General features: G+C 62.3%; 22 protein-coding genes, 1 tRNA gene and 2 pseudogenes. 11 read left to right on the top strand and 14 right to left on the bottom strand.

Translation table 11 applies throughout. The features are described from left to right. Window positions 1–20 precede the first annotated feature (20 nt). Window positions 21–815 (bottom strand): phosphatase PAP2 family protein, encoded by a 795-nt coding sequence (locus ACVWZT_RS07625; protein WP_457468802.1) that lies wholly within the window; start codon window positions 813–815, stop codon window positions 21–23. Window positions 816–936: 121 nt separating this feature from the next. Here ACVWZT_RS07625 and hslO point away from each other — a divergent pair, with 121 nt between their 5' ends. The 3 genes from hslO (at window position 937) to ACVWZT_RS07610 (ending at window position 4152) form a co-directional block, all read left to right on the top strand. Next, the gene (gene hslO / locus ACVWZT_RS07620) at window positions 937–1836 is read left to right on the top strand and encodes an Hsp33 family molecular chaperone HslO (RefSeq protein WP_296235310.1); all 900 of its coding nucleotides are present in this window, start codon (window positions 937–939) and stop codon (window positions 1834–1836) included. Between the two features lie 179 nt (window positions 1837–2015). Further along, window positions 2016–3557: a phosphoenolpyruvate carboxykinase gene (locus tag ACVWZT_RS07615; protein WP_170027823.1), complete on the top strand. Its 1542-nt coding sequence runs from the start codon at window positions 2016–2018 to the stop codon at window positions 3555–3557. A 154-nt stretch (window positions 3558–3711) separates the two neighbouring features. Further along, the gene (locus tag ACVWZT_RS07610; RefSeq protein WP_296235309.1) at window positions 3712–4152 is read left to right on the top strand and encodes an acyl-CoA thioesterase; all 441 of its coding nucleotides are present in this window, start codon (window positions 3712–3714) and stop codon (window positions 4150–4152) included. Window positions 4153–4206: 54 nt separating this feature from the next. Here the strand turns inward: ACVWZT_RS07610 and ACVWZT_RS07605 are convergent, their stop codons facing one another. The 3 genes from ACVWZT_RS07605 to fdhD all read right to left on the bottom strand — a co-directional run bounded on the left by ACVWZT_RS07605 (window position 4207) and on the right by fdhD (window position 8124). After that, window positions 4207–4689: a glycine zipper domain-containing protein gene (locus tag ACVWZT_RS07605; protein WP_003255803.1), complete on the bottom strand. Its 483-nt coding sequence runs from the start codon at window positions 4687–4689 to the stop codon at window positions 4207–4209. 256 nt (window positions 4690–4945) lie between these two features. After that, on the bottom strand, window positions 4946–7291 hold the full coding sequence (locus tag ACVWZT_RS07600; protein ID WP_457468799.1) for an FdhF/YdeP family oxidoreductase: 2346 nt from the start codon (window positions 7289–7291) through the stop codon (window positions 4946–4948). 5 nt (window positions 7292–7296) lie between these two features. Then, window positions 7297–8124 (bottom strand): formate dehydrogenase accessory sulfurtransferase FdhD, encoded by an 828-nt coding sequence (fdhD, locus tag ACVWZT_RS07595; protein WP_296235307.1) that lies wholly within the window; start codon window positions 8122–8124, stop codon window positions 7297–7299. A gap of 189 nt (window positions 8125–8313) precedes the next feature. On the opposite strand from fdhD, the gene lysM reads away from it, so the two are divergent. Beyond that, complete coding sequence (lysM, locus tag ACVWZT_RS07590) at window positions 8314–8754, top strand: peptidoglycan-binding protein LysM (protein ID WP_296235306.1); 441 nt, start codon at window positions 8314–8316, stop codon at window positions 8752–8754. Between the two features lie 49 nt (window positions 8755–8803). On the opposite strand, the gene yrfG is transcribed toward lysM, so the two are convergent. After that, window positions 8804–9466 (bottom strand): GMP/IMP nucleotidase, encoded by a 663-nt coding sequence (gene yrfG, locus ACVWZT_RS07585; RefSeq protein ID WP_296235305.1) that lies wholly within the window; start codon window positions 9464–9466, stop codon window positions 8804–8806. Window positions 9467–9530: 64 nt separating this feature from the next. Between yrfG and nudE the strand changes: the two genes are divergently transcribed. Both nudE and cysQ read left to right on the top strand, forming a co-directional pair. Next, window positions 9531–10097, top strand: coding sequence for an ADP compounds hydrolase NudE (gene nudE, locus ACVWZT_RS07580; RefSeq protein ID WP_296235304.1), 567 nt, complete (start codon window positions 9531–9533; stop codon window positions 10095–10097). Next, window positions 10094–10912: a 3'(2'),5'-bisphosphate nucleotidase CysQ gene (gene cysQ / locus ACVWZT_RS07575; RefSeq protein WP_296235303.1), complete on the top strand. Its 819-nt coding sequence runs from the start codon at window positions 10094–10096 to the stop codon at window positions 10910–10912. The genes nudE and cysQ overlap by 4 nt, the downstream gene beginning before the upstream one ends. Window positions 10913–11051: 139 nt before the next feature. Here the strand turns inward: cysQ and ACVWZT_RS07570 are convergent, their stop codons facing one another. From ACVWZT_RS07570 to rfbC, 4 genes are read right to left on the bottom strand one after another with little or no spacing between them, the layout of a single operon-like run. Then, window positions 11052–11507, bottom strand: coding sequence for a thioesterase domain-containing protein (locus ACVWZT_RS07570; protein WP_457468797.1), 456 nt, complete (start codon window positions 11505–11507; stop codon window positions 11052–11054). Next, window positions 11507–12913, bottom strand: coding sequence for a sigma-54-dependent transcriptional regulator (locus tag ACVWZT_RS07565; RefSeq protein ID WP_296235301.1), 1407 nt, complete (start codon window positions 12911–12913; stop codon window positions 11507–11509). The genes ACVWZT_RS07570 and ACVWZT_RS07565 overlap by 1 nt, the downstream gene beginning before the upstream one ends. Beyond that, window positions 12910–14724 carry a sensor histidine kinase gene (locus ACVWZT_RS07560; RefSeq protein WP_457468796.1) on the bottom strand — a complete coding sequence of 605 codons (1815 nt, stop codon included), beginning with the start codon at window positions 14722–14724 and terminating at the stop codon, window positions 12910–12912. Before ACVWZT_RS07560 ends, ACVWZT_RS07565 begins: the two co-directional genes overlap by 4 nt. A 42-nt stretch (window positions 14725–14766) precedes the next feature. Further along, window positions 14767–15312 carry a dTDP-4-dehydrorhamnose 3,5-epimerase gene (gene rfbC / locus ACVWZT_RS07555; RefSeq protein ID WP_457468795.1) on the bottom strand — a complete coding sequence of 182 codons (546 nt, stop codon included), beginning with the start codon at window positions 15310–15312 and terminating at the stop codon, window positions 14767–14769. A 277-nt stretch (window positions 15313–15589) separates the two neighbouring features. Between rfbC and aguA the strand changes: the two genes are divergently transcribed. Both aguA and ACVWZT_RS07545 read left to right on the top strand, forming a co-directional pair. Beyond that, complete coding sequence (aguA, locus tag ACVWZT_RS07550; RefSeq protein ID WP_296235298.1) at window positions 15590–16696, top strand: agmatine deiminase; 1107 nt, start codon at window positions 15590–15592, stop codon at window positions 16694–16696. Between the two features lie 198 nt (window positions 16697–16894). Then, entirely contained in the window at window positions 16895–17092 is a 198-nt protein-coding gene (locus ACVWZT_RS07545) for a hypothetical protein (RefSeq protein WP_296235297.1), read from the top strand. 69 nt (window positions 17093–17161) lie between these two features. Here ACVWZT_RS07545 and ACVWZT_RS07540 read toward each other — a convergent pair whose 3' ends face one another. Beyond that, on the bottom strand, window positions 17162–19201 hold the full coding sequence (locus ACVWZT_RS07540; protein WP_457468794.1) for a TonB-dependent receptor: 2040 nt from the start codon (window positions 19199–19201) through the stop codon (window positions 17162–17164). A gap of 480 nt (window positions 19202–19681) precedes the next feature. Here ACVWZT_RS07540 and ACVWZT_RS07535 point away from each other — a divergent pair, with 480 nt between their 5' ends. Beyond that, window positions 19682–21001, top strand: a complete 1320-nt coding sequence (locus ACVWZT_RS07535; protein WP_296235294.1) for an OprD family porin — start codon at window positions 19682–19684, stop codon at window positions 20999–21001. Window positions 21002–21063: 62 nt separating this feature from the next. On the opposite strand, the gene ACVWZT_RS07530 is transcribed toward ACVWZT_RS07535, so the two are convergent. After that, window positions 21064–21270, bottom strand: a complete 207-nt coding sequence (locus ACVWZT_RS07530; RefSeq protein WP_457468793.1) for a DUF3079 domain-containing protein — start codon at window positions 21268–21270, stop codon at window positions 21064–21066. Window positions 21271–21662: 392 nt separating this feature from the next. On the opposite strand from ACVWZT_RS07530, the pseudogene ACVWZT_RS07525 reads away from it, so the two are divergent. Further along, a pseudogene (locus ACVWZT_RS07525) lies at window positions 21663–21791 on the top strand (DNA-binding response regulator); the annotation flags it as partial. A 120-nt stretch (window positions 21792–21911) separates the two neighbouring features. Here the strand turns inward: ACVWZT_RS07525 and ACVWZT_RS07520 are convergent. Together ACVWZT_RS07520 and ACVWZT_RS07515 are read right to left on the bottom strand one after the other, a co-directional pair. Further along, a tRNA-Thr gene (locus ACVWZT_RS07520) sits at window positions 21912–21987 on the bottom strand. 98 nt (window positions 21988–22085) lie between these two features. Further along, window positions 22086–22334, bottom strand: coding sequence for a hypothetical protein (locus ACVWZT_RS07515; protein ID WP_296235292.1), 249 nt, complete (start codon window positions 22332–22334; stop codon window positions 22086–22088). 518 nt (window positions 22335–22852) lie between these two features. On the opposite strand from ACVWZT_RS07515, the pseudogene ACVWZT_RS07510 reads away from it, so the two are divergent. Further along, window positions 22853–23127, top strand: a pseudogene (locus tag ACVWZT_RS07510) (DUF3077 domain-containing protein). Between the two features lie 227 nt (window positions 23128–23354). On the opposite strand, the gene ACVWZT_RS07505 reads toward ACVWZT_RS07510, so the two are convergent. Further along, window positions 23355–24560 carry a methyltransferase gene (locus tag ACVWZT_RS07505; RefSeq protein ID WP_457468791.1) on the bottom strand — a complete coding sequence of 402 codons (1206 nt, stop codon included), beginning with the start codon at window positions 24558–24560 and terminating at the stop codon, window positions 23355–23357. Between the last annotated feature and the right edge of the window lie 49 nt (window positions 24561–24609).

Genomic DNA, 24609 nt, shown 5'->3' with positions numbered 1-24609 from the left:
CCGCTTTGCGGCCCCAGGGGCTAGCGGATAACCGCCAGGCGGCCGACCAACGGTAACTTGCCCGCGATCGAGAACAATGGCCCCGTCCAGCGCACCAACAATGCGCTACCTTTGGCCGCCAGCGGTGTGTAGCAGCTCCAGCCCAACGCCAGCAGCGCCATCAGCAGCCCGCCGATGTAGTCGTCCTGCCCCCAGTGGGCGCCGGCTACCAGGCGCGGCAGCATGAACAGCAGCGCCAACCCCCAGATCACCAGGTACTGCACCACGCGGCGGCTGAACACGCTCATGAACAGCGCCCAGATCAATAGCACCGAGGCGTGGTCGCCAGGGAAACTGTTGCTGGAGCGGTCCTTCAGCTCCCAGGCCTTTTCCAGGTCCGGGTAGTAATCGCTCAGGTGCACGACGTTGTCGAATACCATCGACGGGCTATCGTGTTGCCAGCCCATTGCGTTTACCCACTTGGAAAACAGCGCGCGAATCACCACTAAAAGGATCAGCGTTACCAGAAAGCCGAAAAAGGCCTGGCGAACCTGCGCTGCCTTGAATACCCAGTCGCCACGAATCAGCACTGCCAGCAGGATCAGGCCAACGACGATGTCGAACGGACGCAGGCTGCCGAGCGTCCAGATGTAGCGCCAGGTGGCGTTATCGGCCAGCGGTGCATTCAGGCTGTGGAACAGCCATTCGTCGAAAGTCAGGCACAGGACCTGGCCAACGGGCCATAACCAGAAACACAGTAGAGCGATGGGAAGCAGCGTGCAGGCTGCCAATGGCCCGAAAGACCACCTTGCTTGGAACAGTGGTGGATTGTCCATAAAATGCCTCTATTGCAAACAGGAAGCTGAGCGCACCTGCAGCGCTCTATAACGGGGTTTTCGCTGGTGTTTCGACAACCCTTGTAACCATTTTGTCATTATTTTCAGATAGCCAAAACCTATGAGCGAATTGCCTGATACCGATTTCACCCAACGTTTCATCTTCGACGAGCGCGACGTGCGCGGCGAGTGGGTGTCTCTCGATGACAGCTACGCCGCGGTGCTGGCACGTCATGACTACCCGCAGCCGGTACAGACTCTGCTCGGTGAGCTGATGGCCGCCACTGCGTTGTTGGTCGGGGCGCTGAAGTTCGATGGCCTGCTGGTGCTGCAGGCACGGTCGGAGGGGCCGATCCCGCTGCTGATGGTCGAATGCTCCGGAAACCGCGACATCCGCGGCATGGCCCGCTACGAAGCGGACCAGATCCCGGCTACCGCGACCCTGTCGCAGCTGATGCCAGACGGCCACCTGACCCTGACCATCGACCCGCTCAAGGGCCAGCGCTACCAGGGCACCGTCGACCTCGATGGCGCCAGCCTGTCGGAATGCTTCACCAATTATTTCGTGCAGTCGCAACAGCTCAATACCCGTTTCTGGCTGCATGCCGATGGCGGCAAGGCCCGTGGCCTGCTGCTGCAGCAACTGCCGCGCGATCGCCAGCCCGACGACGAAGAGCGTGAAGAAAGCTGGCAGCACGTGGTGGCCCTGGCCTCGACGCTCAAGGCCGAGGAATGGGCGCTGGACAACGAAACCCTGTTGCACCGCCTGTACCACGAAGATGCTGTGCGCCTGTTCGACATCCAGCCGCTGCGCTTCAATTGCAGCTGCTCTCGTGAACGTTCCGGCAATGCGCTGGTCAGTCTGGGCGAGCAAGACGCCAAGGCGTTGGTGGAAGAGTGCGGCGGGCAGGTCGAGATCGATTGCCAGTTCTGCAACGAGCGCTATTTCTTCGACGCCAGTGACGTGGCGCAATTGTTTGCCGGTGGCGGCACGGACACGGCCTCAGAAACTCGTCACTGAAACGTTTAACTACAGGATAATCTCCTGCCGAATTGCGCAAAAGCGCAGTTCTGACAGGAGGGGCCTACTTTTTTTGGGCGTTTCTGGCATAATCCGGCCACTTTTTTCGCTGTAGTAGTTTTTTCGAGACAACTACAAAACGTTTGGAGCACTCGGCCTCGGGCCGGATGGGGTATCTCATGACGCAAGCCAACAACACCGTGTACACCGACCTGAGTGTCGATGAGCTGGTAAAAGAAGCGCTGCAACGCGGTGAAGGCGTACTAGCCGATACTGGTGCACTGGTCGTGGAGACTGGTCACCGTACTGGCCGTTCGCCGGCTGACCGTTTCATCGTCGAAGAACCTTCCACCCAGGACGCCATTGCCTGGGGCCCGATCAACCGCAAGTTCCCGGCCGACAAGTTCGATGCCCTGTGGGACCGCGTCGAGGCGTTCAACAATGCCCAGGATCACTTCGTTTCCTACGTTCACGTAGGGGCGGCTGCCGAGCACTACCTGCCGGTGAAGATGACCACCCAGACCGCCTGGCAGAACCTGTTCGGTCGTTGCCTGTTCATCAACCCGGAGCAGTACAACCCGGCTGGCCGCGGCGAGTGGCAGATCCTCAACGTCGCCAACTTCGTCTGCGAACCTGAGCGTGACGGTACCAACTCCGACGGTTGCGTGATCATCAATTTCGCCCAGAAGAAGGTGCTGATCGCTGGCATGCGTTACGCCGGCGAAATGAAGAAAGCCATGTTCTCGGTGCAGAACTTCCTGCTGCCGGCTGCCGACGTGCTGCCGATGCACTGCGCTGCCAACATCGGCGAAGCTGGCGACGTGACCCTGTTCTTCGGCCTGTCCGGCACCGGCAAGACCACCCTGTCGGCCGACGAAAGCCGTTACCTGATCGGTGACGACGAGCACGGCTGGGGCGAGGGCGTGGTGTTCAACATGGAAGGTGGTTGCTACGCCAAGTGCATCGACCTGTCCGAGAAGAACGAGCCGGTCATCTGGAAAGCCATCAAGCATGGTGCAGTGCTGGAAAACGTCGTTCTCGACGCCAACAAGCACGCCGACTACACCGATGTCAGCCTGACCCAGAACAGCCGTGCGGCCTACCCGCTGGAGCACGTTGCCAAGCGTTCCGAAGCGAACCTGGGTGGCGAGCCGAACGCAGTCATCTTCCTGACCTGCGACCTGACCGGTGTTCTGCCGCCGGTGTCGATCCTGAACAACGAGCAGGCGGCCTACCACTTCCTGTCCGGCTACACCGCGCTGGTCGGTTCCACTGAAATGGGTTCGGGTGGCGGCATCAAGTCGACCTTCTCTACCTGCTTCGGCGCACCGTTCTTCCCGCGCCCGGCTGGCGAATACGCCGAGCTGCTGATCAAGCGTATCAACGGCTTCAACTCCAAGGTCTACCTGGTCAACACCGGCTGGACCGGCGGTGGCTACGGTGTTGGCAAGCGCTTCAGCATCCCGACTACCCGTGCGGTGATCGCTGCGATCCAGAGCGGCGCACTGGTCGGTGCCGAAACCGAGCACCTGGACATCATCAACCTGGACGTGCCGAAGGCTGTTCCGGGCGTTGAAACCGAACTGCTCAACCCGCGCACCAACTGGGCTGACAAGGCTGCCTACGACGAGGCTGCCAAGGGCTTGGCCAAGCTGTTCATCGAGAACTTCAAGAAGTTCGACGTATCCGACGCTATCAAGGCCGCTGGTCCGCAGCTGTAAGCTGCAGCCGGTTGCAACGAAAAGCCGCCCTTCGGGGCGGCTTTTTTGTTCTTCCCGACTGCCACGCGCCACTACCAAGAGCCCGCACAAGCAGCGCAAATCAGGTTTTTCTGTTTCACTGTCAGCATCCATCGCGAAGACAAGAGCCAGCCAGATGACCGAATCCCCTCAGCGCACTGCCTTCTTCCACTTCCACCCCATCCTCACCCGCCCGCAGGACAATGATGTCAACGGCCACATCGCCGGCGCCACCGTGCACGGCTTCTTCGAGACCGCGATCCAGGCCTTCCTTGTCGAACAGGCCGAACTGGATCTGCGCGACGGCGAACTGGCAACTTTCGTGGTCAGTTCCGCAGCGGACTACTATGCGTTGCCGGGCTTTCCGGATGTACTGGAAGTCGGGTTGGGAGTGACGCGTCAGGTTGGCAGTACGGTGGAGTACCGCCTGGCGCTGTTCCGTCCGGGCGAGCCCGAGGCCTGTGCGGCAGGGACGGTGGTGCAGGTGTTCATCGAACGCGCCAGTGGCCGGCCTGTAGCGTTGCCAGAGACGCTACAGGTGATCCTGTCCGGCGTCATGCTGGAACAGCAGGCATGAAAAAGCCCCGCTGGCAGGGGCGGGGCTTTTAATGCCGGGGCAGGGCCCCAGGCTTTAGTCGCGCCAGTGGCGCTTGTGCTTGCGGTGGCCGTAGTGGTGGCCACGGTCCCAGTGACGGCGGTCGTCATCATAGCCACGACGGTAGCGGCGGCCATCGCGGTAATCATCTTCGTCTGCTTCCTTGCCCAGGTAGTTACCCAGTGCGCCACCGGCACCACCGCCGGCTGCCGCGCCAATGTAGCTACCAGTAGTGCCGCCTACCGAGCGACCGACTACGTTACCACCTGCAGCGCCCAGCGCGCCGCCGATTGCGGCCTCGCCACGCTGGCGTTTGTCAGCGCCCAGGGCGCCACCCGCTGCGCCACCCAGACCCGCACCAATGGCGCCGCCTGTGCTACCGCCGATGGAGTTGCCCACGACAGAGCCCAGTACCCCACCCAATGCGCCGCCAATGCCGGCTTCGGTGGTGCCGCCTGCCATGGCAACGCCGCTGAGCAAGCTGAAAGACAACAACAATATCGAGGAGTACTTCTTCATCAAGAGAGCCTCATAGGGATGACGAGGCGAATTTGAGGCTTACAAGCATGCCTTGCAATGGAAATCCGACGAGTAACACGAGTTGTACACAATTCTCTAAGTTGCTGTATTTATTGTGAAACTTTATCTATTTTTCACTGTCTGAGACTTTTATGACAAAGCCCTGAACCGCACTGGAACAGGGCTTTTTTCGTTTTTGCCGGTGGGGGCTTCTGGCTTCTCCGCGGGCGCGCCCGTGAACAGGCCAACACATTTCCTACAGAATACGCCCGTCGCTCTGCGACCGTTCCAGTTTGATAGCAATGAACTTCGAGGTTGGCGTGTAGCTGCCATCACCAACGCTCTCCAGCGGCACCAGTGGGTTCACCTCTGGGTAGTACGCCGCCGCCTGGCCGGCCGGGATGTCAAAGGCCAACAGGGTGAAGCCCTGCACCCGGCGCACATGCCCATCACTCCACAACGACACGATGTCGACCTTCTGTCCTGGCTGGAAGCCCAGGCGGAGAATATCGGCTTCGTTGGCGAACAATACCTCGCGCTGGCCGCGCACACCGCGGTAGCGGTCGTCCAGGCCGTAGATGGTGGTGTTGTACTGATCGTGCGAGCGCATCGATTGCAGGATCAGGTCGGGCTGTTGGCCGCTGGCGCGTACACGCTCGTCGAGCAGTGTGTCGGGCAGCAGGTTGGCCTTGAAGTTGGCCCGGCTGGTACTGGTTTTCCACTCGCGGCTGGCGGCGCTGTTACCCAGGTAGAAACCGCCCGGTTGGCGCAGGCGCTGGTTGAAACCGCTGAAGCCGGCAATGGTATCGGCAATCAGGTCGCGGATGCGGTCGTAATCGGCCACCAGCCAATGCCAGTCCACGGGGGTCTTGCCCAGGGTCGCGGCGGCGATACCGGCGACAACCGCCGGTTCCGAGCGCATCTGCGGCGACAGCGGTTTCAGCTGGCCATTGGAGGCGTGGACCATGCTGAACGAGTCCTCCACGGTTACCGCCTGTGGCCCATCGGCCTGCAGGTCGATGTCGGTACGCCCTAGGCACGGCAGGATCAGCGCCTGCTTGCCATGCATCAGGTGGCTGCGGTTGAGCTTGGTGCTGATGTGCACGGTCAGCTCGCAGTTGCGCAGCGCCTGGGCAGTGCGCTCGGTATCTGGCGTCGCCTGGGCGAAGTTGCCACCCAGGCCGATGAACACCTTGGCCCGGCCATCGAGCATGGCGTGGATCGCCTCGACGGTGTTGTGGCCATGCTGCCGTGGTACGGGGAAGCCAAAGCGCTTTTCCAGGGCGTCGAGCAGCGCCACTGGTGGCCGCTCGTTGATTCCCATGGTGCGGTCACCCTGCACATTGCTATGCCCACGCACCGGGCACAGGCCCGCGCCTGGCACGCCGATATTGCCGCGCAACAGTTGCAGGTTGACGATTTCCTGGATGGTCGCCACCGAGTGGCGGTGCTGGGTAATGCCCATTGCCCAGCACATGATTACCCGCCTGCCACGGCAATACATGCGTGCAGCCAGTTCGATGTCGGCCAAGGGCAGGCCGGACTGCGCCTGGATGTGTTGCCACGGGGTGGCGTCCACCACCGCCAGGTAATCGTCGACACCATGGCCATGCGCGGCGATGAAGGCGTGGTCGAACACCGCCGGTTCGCCCTTGGCCTGGGCTTCGCGTTCCCACTGCAGCATGAACTTGGCCATGCCGCGCAGCATCGCCATGTCGCCGCCCAGGGCTGGGCGGAAGTACGCGGTGTTGGTCGGGCGGTCGCTGTTGGTCAGCATTTCCAGCGGGTGCTGGGGGTGCTGGAAGCGCTCCAGGCCACGTTCCTTGAGCGGGTTGACGCACACCACCTGGGCACCGCGCTTCACCGCGTCGCGCAGCGGGTCGAGCATGCGCGGGTGGTTGGTTCCCGGGTTCTGGCCCCAGACGAAGATCGCATCGGCGTGTTCGAAGTCGTCGAAGGTGACGGTGCCCTTGCCCACCCCGACGCTTTGCGCCAGGGCCACACCACTGGCCTCATGGCACATGTTCGAACAGTCGGGGAAGTTGTTGGTGCCGTAGGCGCGCACGAACAGCTGGTACAGGTACGCCGCTTCGTTGCTGGCGCGGCCCGAAGTGTAGAACTCGGCCTGGTCAGGGCTCGCCAACTTGTTGAGTTCGCGCCCGATCATGGCGAAGGCGGCATCCCAGCTGATCGGCAGATAGCGGTCGCTGGGGGCGTCGTAGACCATCGGTTCGGTCAGGCGCCCCTGGTATTCAAGCCAGTAGTCGCTCTGACCTAGCAGCGAAGTGACGCTGTAGCGGGCAAAGAAGGCCGCGTCGACGCGGCGCTTGGTCGCTTCCCAGTTCACCGCCTTGGCGCCATTCTCGCAAAACTTGACCATACCGCTTTCCGGCGAGTCGCCCCAGGCGCAGCCGGGGCAGTCGAAACCGCCGTTCTGGTTGGTCTTGAGCAGTGCGCGAATGTTCTTCAACGCGTTATCGCTGCCGACCCAGGCCTTGGCCACGCTGCGCAGTGCACCCCAGCCACCGGCAGGGCCGTGGTAGGGCTTGTAGCGAGGAGGGGAGGCTGGGGCGTTTTCCGGGATGTGCTGGTACGAGGTCACGACTGTTACGACTCCGCCGCGGGGCTGTAGACCCGCGGTGCGCTGTGCTTGGGCAGATGGATGAGATTGAGGTTGTGCTTGCGCGCCCATTGCAGGGCAAGGCCGGTCGGCGCTGACAGGCTGACCAGGGTCTGGATACCGGCGCGCAGCACCTTCTGGATCAGTTCCAGGCTGCAACGGCTGGTGACGATGGCCAGGCCACCGTGACTGTCGATGCCCTGACGCAGCAGGGCGCCAATCAGCTTGTCGAGGGCGTTGTGCCGACCGATGTCTTCGCGGCCGAGCAGCAGTTCGCCGTGGCGGTCCATGAACAGCGCCGCGTGTACCGCGCCGCAATGCTGGCCAAGAGGTTGGAAAGCATCGATGCGTTCACGCAGCCCGGCCAGCCATTGCGCGGGCGGCAAGGGGGCACCAGGCAGCTCGGCCAGCTCCGGCAGTGCCTGTTCCAGTGCTTCGACGCCGCACAGGCCACAACCACTGGTACCGGCCAGCTGGCGGCGCTGGTTTTTCAGGTTCCAGAACGCTCGGCTGGAGATCTCCAGGTCGGCATACATCGCCGAGCCACTGCCGGAGAGTTTCAAGTCGTAGATTTCGGCAGTGCCTTCGACAATACCGCTGCCGACACTGAAGCCGACCGCGAAGTCTTCCAGGTCGGTGGGGCTGACCAGCATGACCGCCTGGTTAAGGCCGTTGTAGGCGATGGCCAGGGCCACTTCTTCGGCCAGGGGGGTGCTGTCGCGTCTGGCGTCGTCGAGCTGGACGTAATCGTAGGTGTTGCTGGCTGCGGGCATGGACAAGGGCGAGGCCGCGCAGAGCGGAGGCTTGCTTTTCATCGGGGCTGGCTGTTCACCGGAGCTATCGGCAGCTTTCTGATAGCACAAGCCTAGGCGTGCAGGCCGGCGGCGTCTAATCGCTAGGGTCTATGCCTTGATAGAGCACGTCGATGAGGTGCACCGGCATGCTCGGCGATTCTTCGCCTAGACTTCACTGTCCAACGGTTTCACGTCAACAAGGAGAGTGTCATGAGTCTGTTCAGCTTTGTGAAAGAGGCGGGGGAAAAGTTGATCGATCTGCTGACTCCGGGGAATGCCAATGCCGAAGAACAGCTGAAGAAGCACGTGGAGAGTGTCGGCTTGGGTAATCCGAACATCAGTGCCACGGTCGAGGGCGACAAGATCATCCTCAAGGGCGAGGTGGCCAGCCAGGAGGAAAAGGAAAAGATCATCCTGGCGGCGGGCAACATCAGCGGTGTGGCCAGTGTGGATGACCAGATCACCGTGACCGGGCCGGTGGCCCAGGCGGCGAAGTTCGTGACTGTGGAGAAGGGCGACACGCTGAGTGCGATTTCAAAGAAGGTGTATGGCGATCCCAACAAGTACCAGAAGATCTTCGACGCCAACAAACCGATGCTCAAGCACCCGGACAAGATCTACCCGGGGCAGGTGCTGCGTATTCCTGACTGATCTCTGCAACTGACAGTGGCCTCTTCGCGGGCATACCGCGAAGAGGCCCTTACAGGCCTGCCAACAGCTCCCGGTAATCCTCGACCGCAGCGAATTCTTCGGTATCCCGTGGCCCCGCCTGGCTATCGGGCTGGCGCACTGCCAGCAGATGCATCACACCAAACCGCCGCGCACTGCGCAGGATAGCCAGGGTGTCATCAATGAACAGGCTGCGCTCCGGTGCAAAGCCGATATCCGCCTGCAAGGCATCCCAGAACTGCGGGCTCTCCTTCGGGTAGCCATAATCATGCGAGCTGATCAGCCGCTCGAAGTACGGCGCCAGCTCCACTCGCTCCAGCTTCAGCGACAGTGAGTCCCGGTGCGCATTGGTGATCATCACCACGCGCTTGCCGGCCTTGCGAATCGCCGCCAGGAATGTATCGGCATCCGGGCGCAAGGCGATCAGGTCGGCGATTTCCCGTTTCAGCTCGCGAATCGGCAGGCGCAGCTCGCGGCTCCAGAAGTCCAGGCAATACCAGTTGAGCGTACCGGCATTACGTTCGAACAGCGGTTGCAGTTCCATTTCCGCCATGGCCCGGCTTACCCCATGCAGCTCGGCATAGCGCTGGGGCAGATGGTCCAGCCAGAAGCGGTTGTCGTAATGCAGGTCGAGCAAGGTGCCGTCCATGTCCAGCAGGACAGTATCGATGGCAGACCAGGGAAGAACAGGCATGGGAAATTCTCGTTCAGTCGGCAAGCCACGGTATAGTAACCCGTTCACGCCAAGGAGCCGCCCCATGCGCCAGAAACCCACCGTCCTCAGCCGCGAAATCGTCGCCAGCAGCCGCCTGTTCCGCGTCGAAGCCGTGCAATTGCGTTTCAGCAATGGCAACGAGCGCACCTACGAGCGCCTGGTGGGGCGCGGCAATGGCTACGGCGCGGTAATGATCGTGGCCATGCTCGACGCCGAGCACGCCGTGCTGGTGGAAGAATACTGTGGCGGTACCGATGAATATGAACTGTCGTTGCCCAAGGGCCTGATCGAGCCGGGCGAGGACGTGCTGGCCGCGGCCGACCGGGAGCTCAAGGAAGAGGCCGGTTTTGGTGCGCGCCAGCTGGAGCACCTGACCGAGCTGTCACTGTCGCCGGGCTACATGAGCCAAAAGATCCAGGTGGTGCTGGCCAGCGACCTGTACGAGGAGCGCCTGGAGGGCGACGAGCCGGAGCCGCTGCGGGTCGACAAGGTCAACCTGCGCGAGCTGTCGGCCTTGGCCATGCACCCGCAGTTCACCGAGGGCCGTGCCCTGGCGGCGCTGTACCTGGCGCGTGACCTGCTGATCCAGCGGGGGTTGCTGGAAGCATGAACGACCTGCAGCTGATGCACGAAGTGGTCAAGCTGGCGCTGAAGGCCGGCGAGGCGATCCTGCCGTTCTGGCGCGCCGATGTGGCCGTGACCAGCAAGGCGGACGATTCGCCGGTGACTGCCGCCGACCTGGCGGCGCACCGGGTGCTTGCCGATGGCCTGCTGGCGCTGGCGCCGCAGATTCCGCTGCTGTCGGAAGAAGACTGTGATATCCCTTTGGCCGAGCGCCAGCGCTGGCAGCGCTGGTGGCTGGTCGACCCGCTGGATGGCACCAAGGAGTTCATTGCCGGCAGCGAGGAATTCACCGTCAACATTGCCTTGGTGGAAAACGGCGAGGTGGTATTTGGCGTGGTCTCGATGCCAACCAACCGGCGCTGCTACTTCGGTGGTCGTGGGCTGGGCGCCTGGCGTGCGCAAGCCGACGAAGCCGCTGAGCCAATCCAGGTACGCAATGCACCACCGCTGGGTGAGCGCTTTACCGTGGTGGCCAGCCGTCGGCATTCCAGCCCCGAGCAGGAAGCGCTGTTGGCCGGGCTGGGTGCTGCGCTGGGTGAACTGCAGCTGGCCAACATCGGCAGTTCATTGAAATTCTGCCTGTTGGCAGAAGGTAGCGCCGACTGTTATCCACGCCTGGCGCCGACCTCTCAGTGGGATACGGCAGCGGCCCAGGGGGTGGTGGAAGGCGCCGGAGGCGAGGTGATCGGGCTGGATGGCCTGCCGTTCCGCTACCCGCCACGGGAGTCGTTGCTCAACCCGCACTTCCTGGCGTTACCGGCCAATGCGCAATGGCGGCAGGCCTTCCTGAGCCTGATCTGACCGCCGTACACGATCGTGTAGGAGCGGCCTTGTGCCGCGAAAGGGCCGCAAAGCGGCCCCAGCAATTCAGGCGGCGAAGCTGAAACCTTGGCGCCGCGTTGCGGCCCGATCGCGGCACAAGGCCGCTCCTACAGGTGGTTCAGCGGTGCAGGACGTACTGCCCGCTGAACCTCACCGCCGGCTCATCACCCCCGGCATTGCTCACCGTGGTTTCCAGCGTCAGCCGCGCCCGCCCGCGACGCTGGTATAGCGTCACGAAGCGTTCCCAGGATTTCTCATCCGGCGCTGCGCAACGTGCCACCGCCGCACCGGTCACCGGCAGCGGATAACTGATCTGCCCCTCCTGGATGACGATATGCCCGTCATCGATACCCAGCTCGCGCAGGCGCAGGTGCAGCCAGCCCCAGCCCACCAATACGGCCGCGCAATACAGGCTGCCACCGAACATGGTGCTCTTGTGGTTGACGTTGGCCGCCAATGGCAATTGCAGGCGCAGGGTGTGCTGCTGCCAGTCGAGCACTTCCAGGCCCATTTCACGGGTGAGCGGGATGTCGCCGTGCAGCACGGCCTGTAGATACTGGCTATCGCTATTCATCAACGGTGGTCCTCGTGATCGTCATGCCCGCCGCTGCCACCGTCAAAGCTCAAGCCATGCTTGCGCAGCTTGTCGTGGAGGGTCTTGCGGGGGATGCCCAGCGCTTCGGCCAGGCTGCGCATGGAGCTGTGTGGCCGGGCCAGTTCGGCGGCGATCAGCGAGCGCTCGAACTGCTCGACCTGCTCGCTGAGGTTGCCGCCCGGCATGGGCGCAGCGGGTTTTGCAGCAGGTGGTGCCTGGCCATCCAGGGCCAGTTCCAGGCCCAGGGCGAAGCGTTCGGCGGCGTTCTGCAGCTCGCGCACATTACCTGGCCAGTCGTGGCGCAACAGCATGGCGCGCTGGGCCGGCTGCAGGGCGTGCGGGGGCAGGCCATGGCGCTGGCTGGCGGCGTCGGCGAAGTGCTGGAACAGTACCAGGATGTCATCGCCGCGTTCGCGCAGCGGGGGAATACGCAGCGGCGCCACGTTCAGGCGGTAGTACAGGTCGGCGCGGAAGCGTCCCTGGTCGGCGGACTGGCGCAGGTCTTCCTTGGTCGCGGCAATGATGCGGATGTCCAGCGGGATCAGCTGGTTGCCGCCCAGGCGTTCGACCACCCGTTCCTGCAGCAGGCGCAGCAGTTTCACCTGGACGTCCAGGCTCATGCTCTCGATCTCGTCGAGGAACAGGGTGCCGCCGTTGGCAAACTCGAACTTGCCGATGCGGCGCTTCTGCGCACCGGTGAAGGCACCGGGCTCATGGCCGAACAGCTCGCTTTCGACCACCGACTCGGCCAGGGCGCCGGCATTGATCGCCACGAACGGGCCATCGCGGCGGCTGGACAGGTCGTGCAGGGCGCGAGCAACAACCTCCTTGCCCGCGCCGGTCTCGCCCAGGATCAGCACGTCGGCGCGGGTGCCAGCCAGGGCGCCGATCTGCTCGCGCAGGCGCTGCATGGCCGGCGAATGGCCCACCAGGCGGGTGGCCAGTTGCTGGCGGTCGCTCAAGGCCAGGCGCAGGCTGCGGTTGTCCAGCACCAGGCGGCGCAAGGCCAAGGCGCGGCGCACGCTGTCGAGCAGCGCGTCGCTGGCAAAGGGCTTTTCCAGGAAGTCGTAGGCACCGGCGCGCATTGCCTGCACCGCCAGCGGCACGTCGCCGTGGCCGGTGATCAGCAGCACCGGCAATTCGTTATCGCGGCCATGCAGTTGTTCCAGCAACTGCAAGCCATCGATACCGGGCATGCGGATGTCGCTGACCACCACACCGGGCCAGTCGGCTTCGATGCGCTCGGCCAGGCCCTGGGCATCGGTCAGCGCGACCACCTTGAGCCCGGCCAGGTCCAGGGTCTGGCTGAGAGCCTGGCGCAGGTGCGGATCGTCGTCGACCAGGATGACCTGGGCTTGGCTGTCGATGAGTGTCTCGGTGGTCATGCCGAGGGGTCCTCCGAATTGGGCAAGGTAGCGCCAGGCGCGGCCACACGCAGCTGCAAGGTCAGCAGTGCGCCCCCTTCCGGGTGGTTGGCCAGCAACAGTTCACCGCCCAGGGCACGCATCAGGCTTTCGCAGATGGCCAGGCCCAGGCCAAGGCCCTGGGTGCGGGTCTTGGTGGTGAAGAATGGCTCCTTGGCGTGTTCCAGGGCCTGGCGGCTGAAGCCGGGGCCGTTGTCGCGAATGTACAAGTAGACGCAGTCATCGCGTTGTTCGGCACTTAGCCACAGGCGACGGGGGTTGGCCTTTTCGGTCAGGGCATCGAGGGCATTGGCCAACAGGTTGCCGAGCACCTGGCGCAGTCGGGTCTCGCCGGCCTGTACCCACAAAGTGGCTTCCGGCAGGTCGCGAATCAGCTCCACGGCCATGGCGCGCCGACGCTTGGCCAGCAGCGCGAGGGCGTCATCCAGGGCCGGCTGCAGGGCCACGCTCTCCGGTGCGTGGCGGTCACGGCGGGCGAAGGCACGCAAGTGAGCGATGATCGAGGCCATGCGCCCGGTCAGCTCGCCGATCAGCTTGAGGTTGCCGCGGGCATCCTCGATGCGCTGGTGGTCGAGCAGGATCTCGGCGTTTTCCGCGTAGCTGCGGATGGCGGCCAGCGGCTGGTTGAGTTCATGGCTGATGCTGGCCGACATCGTGCCGAGTACCGAGAGCTTGCCGGCCTGTACCAGTTCGTCCTGGGCGCGCACCGCCTCCTGCTGGGCGTTCTCGCGTTCCAGTACGGCGCGCTTGAGCCGGGTGTTCAGGCCTTCAAGGTCGGCGGTGCGCTCGGCCACGCGTTGTTCCAGTTCCTGCCGGCCACGGGCCTCGAAGTCGATTCGGTCGATGTAGTGGCGGCGCCGTTGCATCACCAGGCCGGCCAGCAGCATCAGTACCAGCAAGGTACCGGCACCGATGGCCATCACCGTTTGCACCGAGCGGTCGACCAGCATGCGCGGGGCAAGAATGCTCACCTGCCAGCCGGTTTCCTCGATGTCGCGGGTCTGGGTTATCCACGCATCCGGGTTGAGTACCAGCGGTTGCGGGGCCTGGGTCGGGTAGGGCTGGATGGCGATGATGGCCTGGCGCTCGGCCTCGGTCAGCGGGCGGGTGGCGCGGAAGCGCCAGTCAGGCCGTGAGGTGAGGATGACCACGCCATTGTGGTCTGTCAGCAGCAGTTGCTCGGGCGTACGGCCCCACAGGGTTTCGGTGTGATCGAGGTCGACCTTGACCACCAGCACGCCGACGATGCGCTCACGGTCACGTACCGCGGCGGCGAAGAAGTAGCCGCGCTTGGCCGATGTGGTGCCCTGGCCAAAGAAGCGCCCCAGGCGGCCGGCCATGGCTTCATTGAAGTAGGGGCGAAAGGCGAAATTGCGCCCGACGAAGCTGTCGCGTTTGTCCCAGTTGGAGGCGGCCAGGGTGTTGCCGTTGACGTCCATCAGGTACATCACTTCGGCGCCGGTCTGCTCGACGATGCCTTTGAGCAGGCGGTTGGCGTTGGTCACCGCCTCCAGGCGCAACGGGTCGGCCAGTACGCTGCGCAGCGCCGGCAGGTCGCCGAGGATCTGCGGCAAGGTCTCGTAGCGGTGCAACGTTCCGAGCAGGTTGGCCACGTACAGGTCGAGCGTCTGGCGGTTCTGCGAGGCCAGCTCTTGCTGGTAATAACGTTCGGCCAGGTGATGCAGTGGCCACAGTAACGGGACCAGGCACAGGGCCAGCAAGGCCAGGCTGCGCCAGCGGGGACGGCGTGGGGGCGTGGGTTTTGCGATCATCACGTAAGGGCGCCAGAAAAGTCTGACGCAATTATGCGCTAGTTACGGCAGCAGTTCCGCCTCTGCCCATGGCCGGCCAGCTTTGTCCTTGTCGGAAAGCACCGGTGGCTGGGTCAACCCCCAGTCGATCGCCAGGTCGGGATCATCCCAGCGGATGCAGCGGTCGGCGTCCGGGTTGTAGTAATCGGTAGTCTTGTACAGGAACTCGGCGGAGTCACTCATCACTGCAAAACCATGGGCGAAGCCGGGTGGGATCCACAACTGGCGATGGTTGTCGGCTGACAGCTGCACCGTTACCCATTGGCCGAAGGTGGGCGAGCTTTTGCGTACATCCAGGGCTACATCGCGGATTTCCCCCTGCACCACGCGCACCAGCTTGCCTTGGGTGTTCTGTACCTGGTAATGCAGGCCGCGCAACACCCCTTTGATGGAGCGCGAGTGGTTGTCCTGGACGAACTCCGCTTTAACACCGGTCAGGCGAGCGAACTCACGGGCGTTGAATGCCTCGAAGAAAAAACCACGGCTGTCACCGAAAACCTTCGGCTCGATGATCAGGACATCGGGGATTGCGCTAGGGATGATATTCATGCTGGTTCGCTGGCCGGTTAGCTAAATATTGACCCTAGCCGTTCGCGCTGGCTTTGTCCCCCTGCGCCGCAATGGATTCACAGATCGGCCAGGGTGGAACTCAGGGCCGTTCGGACGTTGGGCATGCTTGCGTGTCTGCCGATTGTTATCGGGTTATTTTTGCTTTTTGTACTATTTTAGTCCGTCGTATCGGCTTTAAATATCGATATATATCGGTTATAAATGCGCCGACGCCCCAGCTCAGTCCGGCTCAGGGCCGCCACCACAGAGGTCAACCATGAAAACCCTCAATTCCACCCCCCGTGCCGATGGTTTCCACATGCCCGCCGAGTGGGCCCCGCAAACCCAGGTGTGGATGGTCTGGCCCGAGCGCCCGGACAACTGGCGCCTGGGCGGCAAGCCGGCGCAGGCTGCCCATGTGACCCTGGCCAAGGCCATCGCCCGTTTCGAGCCGGTAACCGTCGCGGTTTCCGCTGGCCAGTACGAAAACGCCCGTCGCCAACTTGACCAGCCGAACATCCGTGTGGTCGAAATCAGCAACGATGACGCCTGGGTACGCGACACCGGCCCGACCTTCGTCATTAACGACCGGGGCGAAGTACGCGGGGTCGACTGGGGCTTCAATGCCTGGGGTGGCTTCGATGGCGGCCTGTATGCGCCGTGGAACCGCGACGAGGAACTGGCTGCCAAGGTGCTGGAAATGGAGCGCTGCCAGCGCTACCACACCGAAGGTTTCGTGCTCGAAGGCGGTTCGATCCACGTCGACGGCGAAGGCACCGTGATCACCACGGAAGAATGCCTGCTCAACCGCAACCGCAACCCGCACCTGAGCCGCGAACAGATCGAAGCGGTATTGCGCGAGCATCTGGCGGTGGACACCGTGGTCTGGCTGCCGGATGGCCTGTATAACGACGAGACCGATGGGCACGTCGACAACTTCTGCTGTTACGTGCGCCCGGGCGAAGTGTTACTGGCCTGGACCGATGATTCCAACGACCCCAACTACGCCCGCTGCCAGGCTGCAATGGAGGTGCTGAAGAACACCCGCGACGCCAAGGGCCGTGAGTTCGTCGTGCACAAGATGCCGATCCCGGGCCCGCTGTTCGCCACCGCTGAAGAGTGCGCCGGTGTCGATCACGTGGCCGGTAGCCAGGAGCGTGACCCGTCGGTGCGTCTGGCCGGTTCGTACGTCAACTTCCTGATCGTCAACGGTGGCATCATTGCGCCAAGCTTTGACGACCCGGCGGATTCCGAGGCCAGGGCGATCCTGGAGAAGCTTTTCCCCGACCATGAAGTGGTGATGATCCCCGGTCGTGAACTGTTGCTGGGCGGTGGCAATATCCACTGCCTGACCCAGCAGCAGCCGGCGCCGCTAAAGCGTTGACCGCACCTTGAAGGAAGAGGCCCGTCACCTGACGGGCCTTTTTTATTTCCGGGCGATATCCGGTGGGCCGTGCTGGCATATGTTTTGTATTGATTTCAAAGGGATAGCCAGATCGATAGCTCGGCCAGGCCGCGCGATCAGATCTGTAACAATACATAAGTAAATTTGCCGTCCATGGGCCAGGGAGTACGTGTAGAAATGAACGCAGCAAGTGAGTCGGCTTCGCGCCCATCGGCAGTGGATCACCAGTCGCTCAAGCTTGTGGCGAAGTGGTTGAAACACCATGGAAGCATCAGGGTCAGGACGACCGACCCACGACGTCTGCTTGCCGGACGATATCCCCAAGGGCTGATCAGCGAAGCAGAAATGCAGGCGCTGATGGCGGTGTGGCACTGATCGATTGCTTGAACCTCTACCGGCCGCTTCGCGGCTGAAGCCGTGAAGGGGCCGGTAAATTGCCAGATATCAGAAGCTGTAGCTGCCAGTCACCACCAGGCTGCGCGGGTCACCCAGCTGGATCTGCGCTGCACTGGTTGCCGAGCTGTAATAAGTCTTGTCGGCAATGTTGCTCAACGCCGCTCGCACATCCCAGTCTTGCGCGCGGTACCCCGCCAGCGCATCCCAACGGCCATAACCCGGTAACACCGTGGTGTTCTGGTTATCGGCATAGCGCTCGCCCACCAGCGTCAGGCCGGTCTCGGCGTACCAGCCCAGTTGCGGCTTCCAGGTGATGAACAGGCTGCCGTTGCGCTTGGCCACGTCATTGATGCGGTTGCCTTGCTGGCCGTTGTTGTCCTTCACGATGGTCGCATCCTGCAGGCCGATGCCGCCGCGCACATACCAGTTGCCAGTGATATTACCGGTGGCGGTCAGCTCGACACCGCGCGAACGCTGCAGGCCACTGAGCAGGATGTTTTCCGGCACCAGCGGGTCACGGGTACGGCGGTTGTACAACTCCAGCTCATAAATGGCCAGGGTGGTGGTCAGGCGCTGGTCAAGCCAGTCGCTCTTCACGCCGATTTCTTTCTGTCGGGTTTCTTCTGGCTTGGTGTCGTTGGTGTTGCCCTTCGCCTGCGGGGTAATGCCGATCAGGCCGCCGCCAACTGGCGAGAAGGTCTTGCTCCACGAGGCATAGAACGAATGGTCGCGCCACGGTGTGTAGACCACCCCCAGGCGTGGGCTGGTGCTATTGCTGTCATGTGATTCGCGGTGTCCATCCTTGTCGGTGGTCTGCACTTCGAACTGGTCGAAACGTACACCGGCAAGGACCTGCCACTGATCGTTCAGGCGGATCTGGTCCTGAAGGTAAAGGCCGCGGCTATCGACCACGGTGTGATTGTCACTCCATAACGCCAGGTTGCCATCGAGCTGGCGGTCGGGCGCTTTGTACAGCACAGGGTCACGCTTCTGGTTGCCGATCTCCAGGCCCAGCAACAGCTTGTGCTCCAGGCCCAGAGTGTCGAAATCGCCCTCGGCCTCCAGGTTGTTGGACAGGTTGCGGGTATTCAGGTCCTGCTGCCAGCGCTGGCGGGTCAGGGTGTCGGTGCTGGCGTCATAGTTGGTGACATAGGTGTTGTCGAACTCGCTGTCGAGCTTGAACAGGCCCAAGGTATGGCGCAATTGCCAGGTTTCGTTCAGCTGGTAGTTCAGGCGCGAGCGCAGCGACTGGGCATGGTCGTCAATGTAGTCGCGCGGGTCGCCGTAGGTAGTGCTGCGGCTGACGTTGGCCGGGCGACCGTTGGCCCCGGGGATACCGCGGTCCGGGGTGCGGTTGTAGCGGCTGTATTCATATTGCACCAGCCAGTTCAGGTCGGGGTTGACCTGCCAACTGAGCGACGGTGCGAACAGTTGGCGGCTGCCGTGGACGCCGTCGCGGAAACTGTTGTTGTCCTGGTTGCCCATGTTCAGGCGCAGGCTGACGGTGTCGCTGGGGTCGGCACTGAGGTCGGCATACAGGCTGCGCAGGTCTTCGCTGCCGGCCTGTGCCTCGAGGGTCGAGCGGCGGCCGGGCTCCGGCGCCTTGCTGACCCGGTTGACGATACCGCCCTGGCTGCCACGGCCATACAGTACCGCCGCCGGCCCCTTGAGCACTTCGACACGCTCGATGTTATGCAGGTCGCGGATGTACTGGCTGTCGTCGCGGATGCCGTCCAGGTAGAAATCGTTGCTGGCCTCGAAGCCGCGGATACGCACGCTGTCGAAACGGGTATCCGCACCACTGCTGACATTCGGGATGCCTTCCAGCGCCTTGCCCAGCGTATTGCTGCCGTAATCCAGCACATTGGCGGTCTTCACCGCGTCGATAGCCTGCGGCACATAGCGCAGCGGCGTCGCCGTGCGGGTCGCCGTGCTTACCTCGCGGACCTGTGGGTTGTCCTTGTCGCGCTCGCTATCGGCGGTCACCGACAATTCCGGCAGGGTGGTGGTGGCAGCACTGGCCAGGCCGGCGCTGAACAGCAGCGACAGGCCAAAGGGCAGGGGTGAGAGACGGCAGGGTACAAGCATGGGCACATCCGGATCGAGCAAGTGAAAAAGAGGTGCGGATGTTAATGCTTGCTATTTGCTATTGCATGGCTATTCGAAATGACTTGTTCTTACATGTGTATCTGTTTGTAAAAAATCCTTCGCATGGGGTTTCCCGCCAGCAGCAGCTGCGCAGGAATTATCCGCTCGGTCAGGAAGCCAATTCCGCCCAGGATAAATTGCCCGCTGATAGCGCAAACCTCTACGTAAATGCACTGAAGTAGCCGTCGATTTTGGTTATATCAACCTTCATTTCACGATTTTTTGACATTTCTAAACGCGCGCGGCTAGGATTCGGCCAACGCCTGCTGGCCACCACCGTGGCCACGCAACTGTCAGTGCCGCCGTTTGATTAACGGCAGGCCTTCCAGTCTGGATCCGCATAGCGTCGAACCTACGAAGGGGCGTGGGTTCCTGGCGTCATATTGCAGAGCGTTTTTGATTAGGAACAAGGAAAACAACATGTTGAAAACCAGGATCAGCCTGGTCGCCCTGGCGATGATCGCCGCGACCCAGGCACAGGCCAATGACCAGGCCGATAGCAAGGGCTTCATCGAGGACAGCCACGCCAACGTCCTGCTGCGCAACGCCTACATCAATCGTGACAAGAAGCACGGCACCGACGACCAGATCGAATGGGGCCAGGGCGTCATCGCCAACTTCTCCTCCGGTTTCACCCAGGGCACCGTCGGTGTCGGCGTCGATGCATTCGGCCTGTACGCCGTGCGTCTGGACGGCGGCAAGGGCCATAACGGTGGCGCCGGTGTCGACTTCTTCAAGCCTTCGGACTTCAAGGACCAGAACGGCAACGCCAACTCGCCGCACAACCTGGCCCGTGGTGGCGCTGCAGTGAAGTTCCGCATCTCCAACACCGTGCTTAAGTACGGTGACCAGATGCCGGCACTGCCAGTGCTGCAGTACGACGACGCCCGCCTGCTGCCAGAAAGCTTCACCGGTACCCTGATCACCTCCAAGGAAATCCAGGGCCTGGAACTGAACGCTGGCCGCTTCACCCAGGAAGCGCGCAAAAGCGCCGAGCGCCGTGACGGTGGTGGCCTGAAGTCGATCAACGTGCTTGGTGGCAGCTACAAGTTCACCGACAACTTCACCGCTTCGCTGTACACCGCCGACAACGAAGACGTGATGAAGAAGCACTACCTGGGCCTGAACTATGTCTTCCCGATCGCCAGCGACCAGTCTCTGACCCTGGACTTCAACGGCTACAAGTCGGACATCGACAACAAGTTCGTCAAGAGCGCCGAACTGAACGGCGACTCCAACACCATCTGGAGCCTGGCCGCCACCTACGCCTACGGTGCGCACTCGTTCACCATCGCCCACCAGCGCAGCACCGGCAGCACCGGCTACAACTACGGCTGGTACCAGAACGCCGGTGGCGTGGGTGACGGTGGTTCGACCATCTACCTGGCCAACTCGTACTGGTCCGACTTCAACGCCGAAGACGAGCGTTCCTGGCAACTGGGCTACGGCCTGGACTTCGGTGCCTACGGCATTCCGGGCCTGACCTACAAGCTGGCCTACGTGGTGGGTGACAACATCAATACCCGCAACGTCGCCAACCCGCAGGGCTTCGGCGAAGGTAAAGAGCGCGAGATCTTCAACCAGATCCGTTACGTGGTGCAGGACGGCCCGGCCAAGGACCTGTCGATCAAGCTGCGTAGCTCGTTCGTGCGTACCAACAACGCCGTGCAGCAGAACGGTTACAACGACGACGGTAACGAAGTCCGCGTATTCGTCGAGTACCCGATCAGTATCTTCTGATCCTGGTCTGATGTATCGAGCAGCCCTGGCCTATGCCGGGGCTGTTTCTTTCCGGCGTACGGTCAGCTGGGGCCTGTCTCCTGCTCGCGATCAATCGGCTTCTCCAGCCAGTCATCAAAACTGTCCCAATCCTCGCCAAACAGTTCCGCCGGATGCATGGTCCGGCTCGCGCCATTGCCACAAGCCAACGCCTTGGCCGAGCAGTAAAGATCGCAACCCCAGCAGATGCGTTCGGGGTGGCTGGGGTTCGTGGGGAATTTCTTGGCCATACTGTGCTTCCCTCGCAACTGCCTGACCTGAGCGTATGCCGCATGTCCTAGGCAGCGTTGATCGATATCAAGCTTTGTCGCATCTGCACAGGCAGTACTTCTTCGGGGAATGGGCATGACGGCACCAGGCTCAGGCTGCGCGCTGACTTTTCATGAGGGTGCCGCCATGGTTCACCTTGCATCCAGCGAGTTCCAGGCACTGGATATCGCCGGACGGTGTGGCGCAGCGCCTTGGCCCGGACTATCCCCCAAAAAAACTGGACCGCCATCGGAGTTTGAAGGCGTAATACGCCCGCCATGAGGCTCGGCGTTTCATCGCATCTGTCCCATTGCTGTATTTCATGAGCATCGCCAAGCCGCACGATAGTCGCGCTAATTCTGGAGAGCAGGGAATGGAACATGTCGATCACGTATTGATCGTGGATGATGATCGGGAGATCAGGGAACTGGTTGGCAACTACCTGAAGAAGAATGGCCTGCGCACCACGGTGGTCGCCGATGGTCGCCAGATGCGGGCCTTCTACCCTTATTAGCGCTGGCTACCCTCGGAATCCGACGGAACGCTAAAACGAAAAAACCCGCCAGAAGGCGGGTTTTTCGGGGGTTCCAGAGATTTTGAAAGCTTTCTATGGAACCTTGAATGGTGCCGGCACCAGGAATCGAACCCGGGACCTACTGATTACAAGTCAGTTGCTCTACCATCTGAGCTATACCGGCAGTGGGGCGTCATTATAACGATCGGTTGGCGCCTGTAAACCACTTCCTTGCGATTGTTCGCAAATGACCTAAGTTACCGGTCTGAAAGAAGAATTTTCCTACCAGCCGCGGTGGATGGTGGTGACGCTTGGCTCGGTTTTGCCCGGGTTGAAGAACAGCTTGTCGTTGTCGCAGCCACGCTTGCGGCAAGGGCTCTCGGTGCGCAGGGGCAGGCCGTTGTCGCCGCCCAGTTGCATACCAGGATGGTTCCAGCCCAGGCTGCTGCGGGGTTGGGGCGGGGTGCTGCTGGCGCAGGCGCTCAGGGCCAGGGTGAGGCACAACAGGGCGAGGGGCTTGGTCTGGGTCACGATGGTCGAGTCCGTTAGTCCATTGTCGGTTCTGGCGCAACGCCAGAAGGTCGCGGGGCTGGCGGGCAGCGCGCGACGTCACTTTTTAATGATTTGGGGGGCGAATGATACACCGTTGCGGTGGTCGAGCATTAGCCTTGTGTAGCCTGGCCGGGGCTCTTCGCGGGTTATCGCGTTCCCAAAGGTGCCGCGCCGCACTGGAGACAGGGGTCAGACAATTCTGCACTTGGGGGCAAATGCTTCAAGGTTTGGATGCTTCGGACCTATCCTACGCGCGCCGCTGAAGTATCGCTGTTGTCGGGGAAATGGCTCACGGATACCGTTTTCGGGTCGCTCTGGCGACCGGGTGTGAGAACCCGACTCGAATAAGCGCTACCCATCTATGGTGGCCGTACGCGGGCAGACTTCGGTCTGGCCGGGCTTCCTTATTCGACCGGTTTCTCACCCCGCGTACGGCTGCCACCCAAATCCGTGAGAAAGATTTATGGCAGTGCCTTCCCCGAATAAGGATTTATGCCATGAAGAAAGCCATCATTGAACCCGTTACCACCGCCGGCGTGGAAACCTTCCTCGCAGCCGGTAACCCGTCCCTCAACTGCTACGCGTCGAGCCCGGTATCCCGGTGGATGCTGTCTACGAGCACGTTTCGATCCTGATGGGCTACATCAAGCACCTGGTGCGCGAGGGGGATATGGAGGATAACCACAAAGTCCTCGGTGCAGCCGACTATTTGTGCGGCATTGCCAAGGCGCTGATGAACGATGTCGAGATTGCCAAAAACAAGGCGCATTGAGCAGACAACGCCCCTCGTGCCAACCACAACAAATGTTTATGCACAAGTGGCATTGATGGCTTGCGCGAAACGCATGCCGGATCGATACGCCGTCGGTCTTTGCGCAAACGCCTGTTTTTACTGGGCTTGAAGTACCGGGCGGAATAAGTCGGCCGCTTGAAATAGCGCTTGGATCCAACAGCTAATCAAAAGCTTGTGCACAGAGTTATCCACAGGTTGTACTGCGGCTAACGGTCGCGTTCGGCGAGGATCAGCAGGTTGCGTGGGGTCAGCGGGTAGTCGCAGAACAGGCCCAGTTGCACGTTATAGCCGCGTTCTTCCAGAAACAGGGCGCGATCCAGTACCAGCCACAGCTCCAGCGGCCGACGAAACAGGTTGCGCACGCGCTCCAGGTTACGGACCTCGACCAGGCGTTGCCAGCCGGCTGCTTCCAAGGCTGCCCAGTCCGGGTTGCCGGTCAATTGCAGTTGCTTGAGCTCGGCCAGGTCGCGGCAGTATTGCTCGAAGGGCTTTTCCAGCCAGGCCACAGGCAACGAAGGCGTCGGTAGGTAGTCGGCGCTCTGGCGTTGCTGGCGTTGCAGCAGGTCGAAACCCAGGCGCCGGGCCATGGAGGCGTCGCGCTGGCGCCGCACGCGGGCGCCTGCGGTGACGGTTTCGCTCAGCGGCAGGCCCAGGTCATCCAGCGACAGCTGCAGGCTGGACGCTTGCGCGGCTGTGGATAACGCCTGGTACTGTTGCGCTGCAATGCGGTTGTAGCAGCAAGGGGCCACGGCCAGTTGCCGGCAGCCTTGCTGGCTGGCCAGCTGTATCAGGTGTACATGCAAGTCGCCACAGGCGTGCAGGGCGACCACGGTTTTGTCGTCTGCCAGGTGGCGGGCGCTGTCCTCGGCCATCACATCCTGCTGCAGGTGCAGCGCCGGCAAATGATGGTGCGCACTCAGGGCCTGGCCGGCGGCGACCAGGGCGGCGTCGTATTCCAGGCAGGTCAGGTGCTGGCCGGGTTGCAGCAGGCGGCGGCCGAGGTGGCCTTTGCCGGCGCACCAGTCCAGCCAGTGGCGCGGCTGCGTGCGGAAGCTCAGGTGGCTGGCGAAGGCTTCGATCTGCTGCCATTTGCGGCCGGGAACGGCGACGTCGAGGCGGTGGGCGGCGGGGCGAAGGTCGGTGGCCGGGAGGTTGCCGAGGGTAGAGAGCTGTTGGGCTTGCCGGGCCAGCTGTGGGAATGGGGCGGGTAAGCTCGCAGCGGTGCTTTCGCTTTCGGCGTCTGCCAGGGAGCATTGGCGCAGGTGGGCGGCAAGCTCGGGATATGCGGTTTCCCAGTCCAGCTGCAGGGTGCTGAAGGGACGGGGTTTCCACAGCCGCTGGTGCTCGATCAGGAACTGGTCGAGGGCCTGGAAACGGGTGCTCAGGTGGTGGCTGTGGAGGTGGCTTGGCATGGCAAGGATGTGCGGTGGGTTTGAGGGCTTCTTCGCGGGCACGCCCGCG

The organism is Pseudomonas sp. TE21394 (assembly GCF_054057835.1).
The sequence above is the reverse complement of the archived record's forward strand: the minus strand, read 5'-3'. Positions and strand labels throughout refer to the sequence as shown.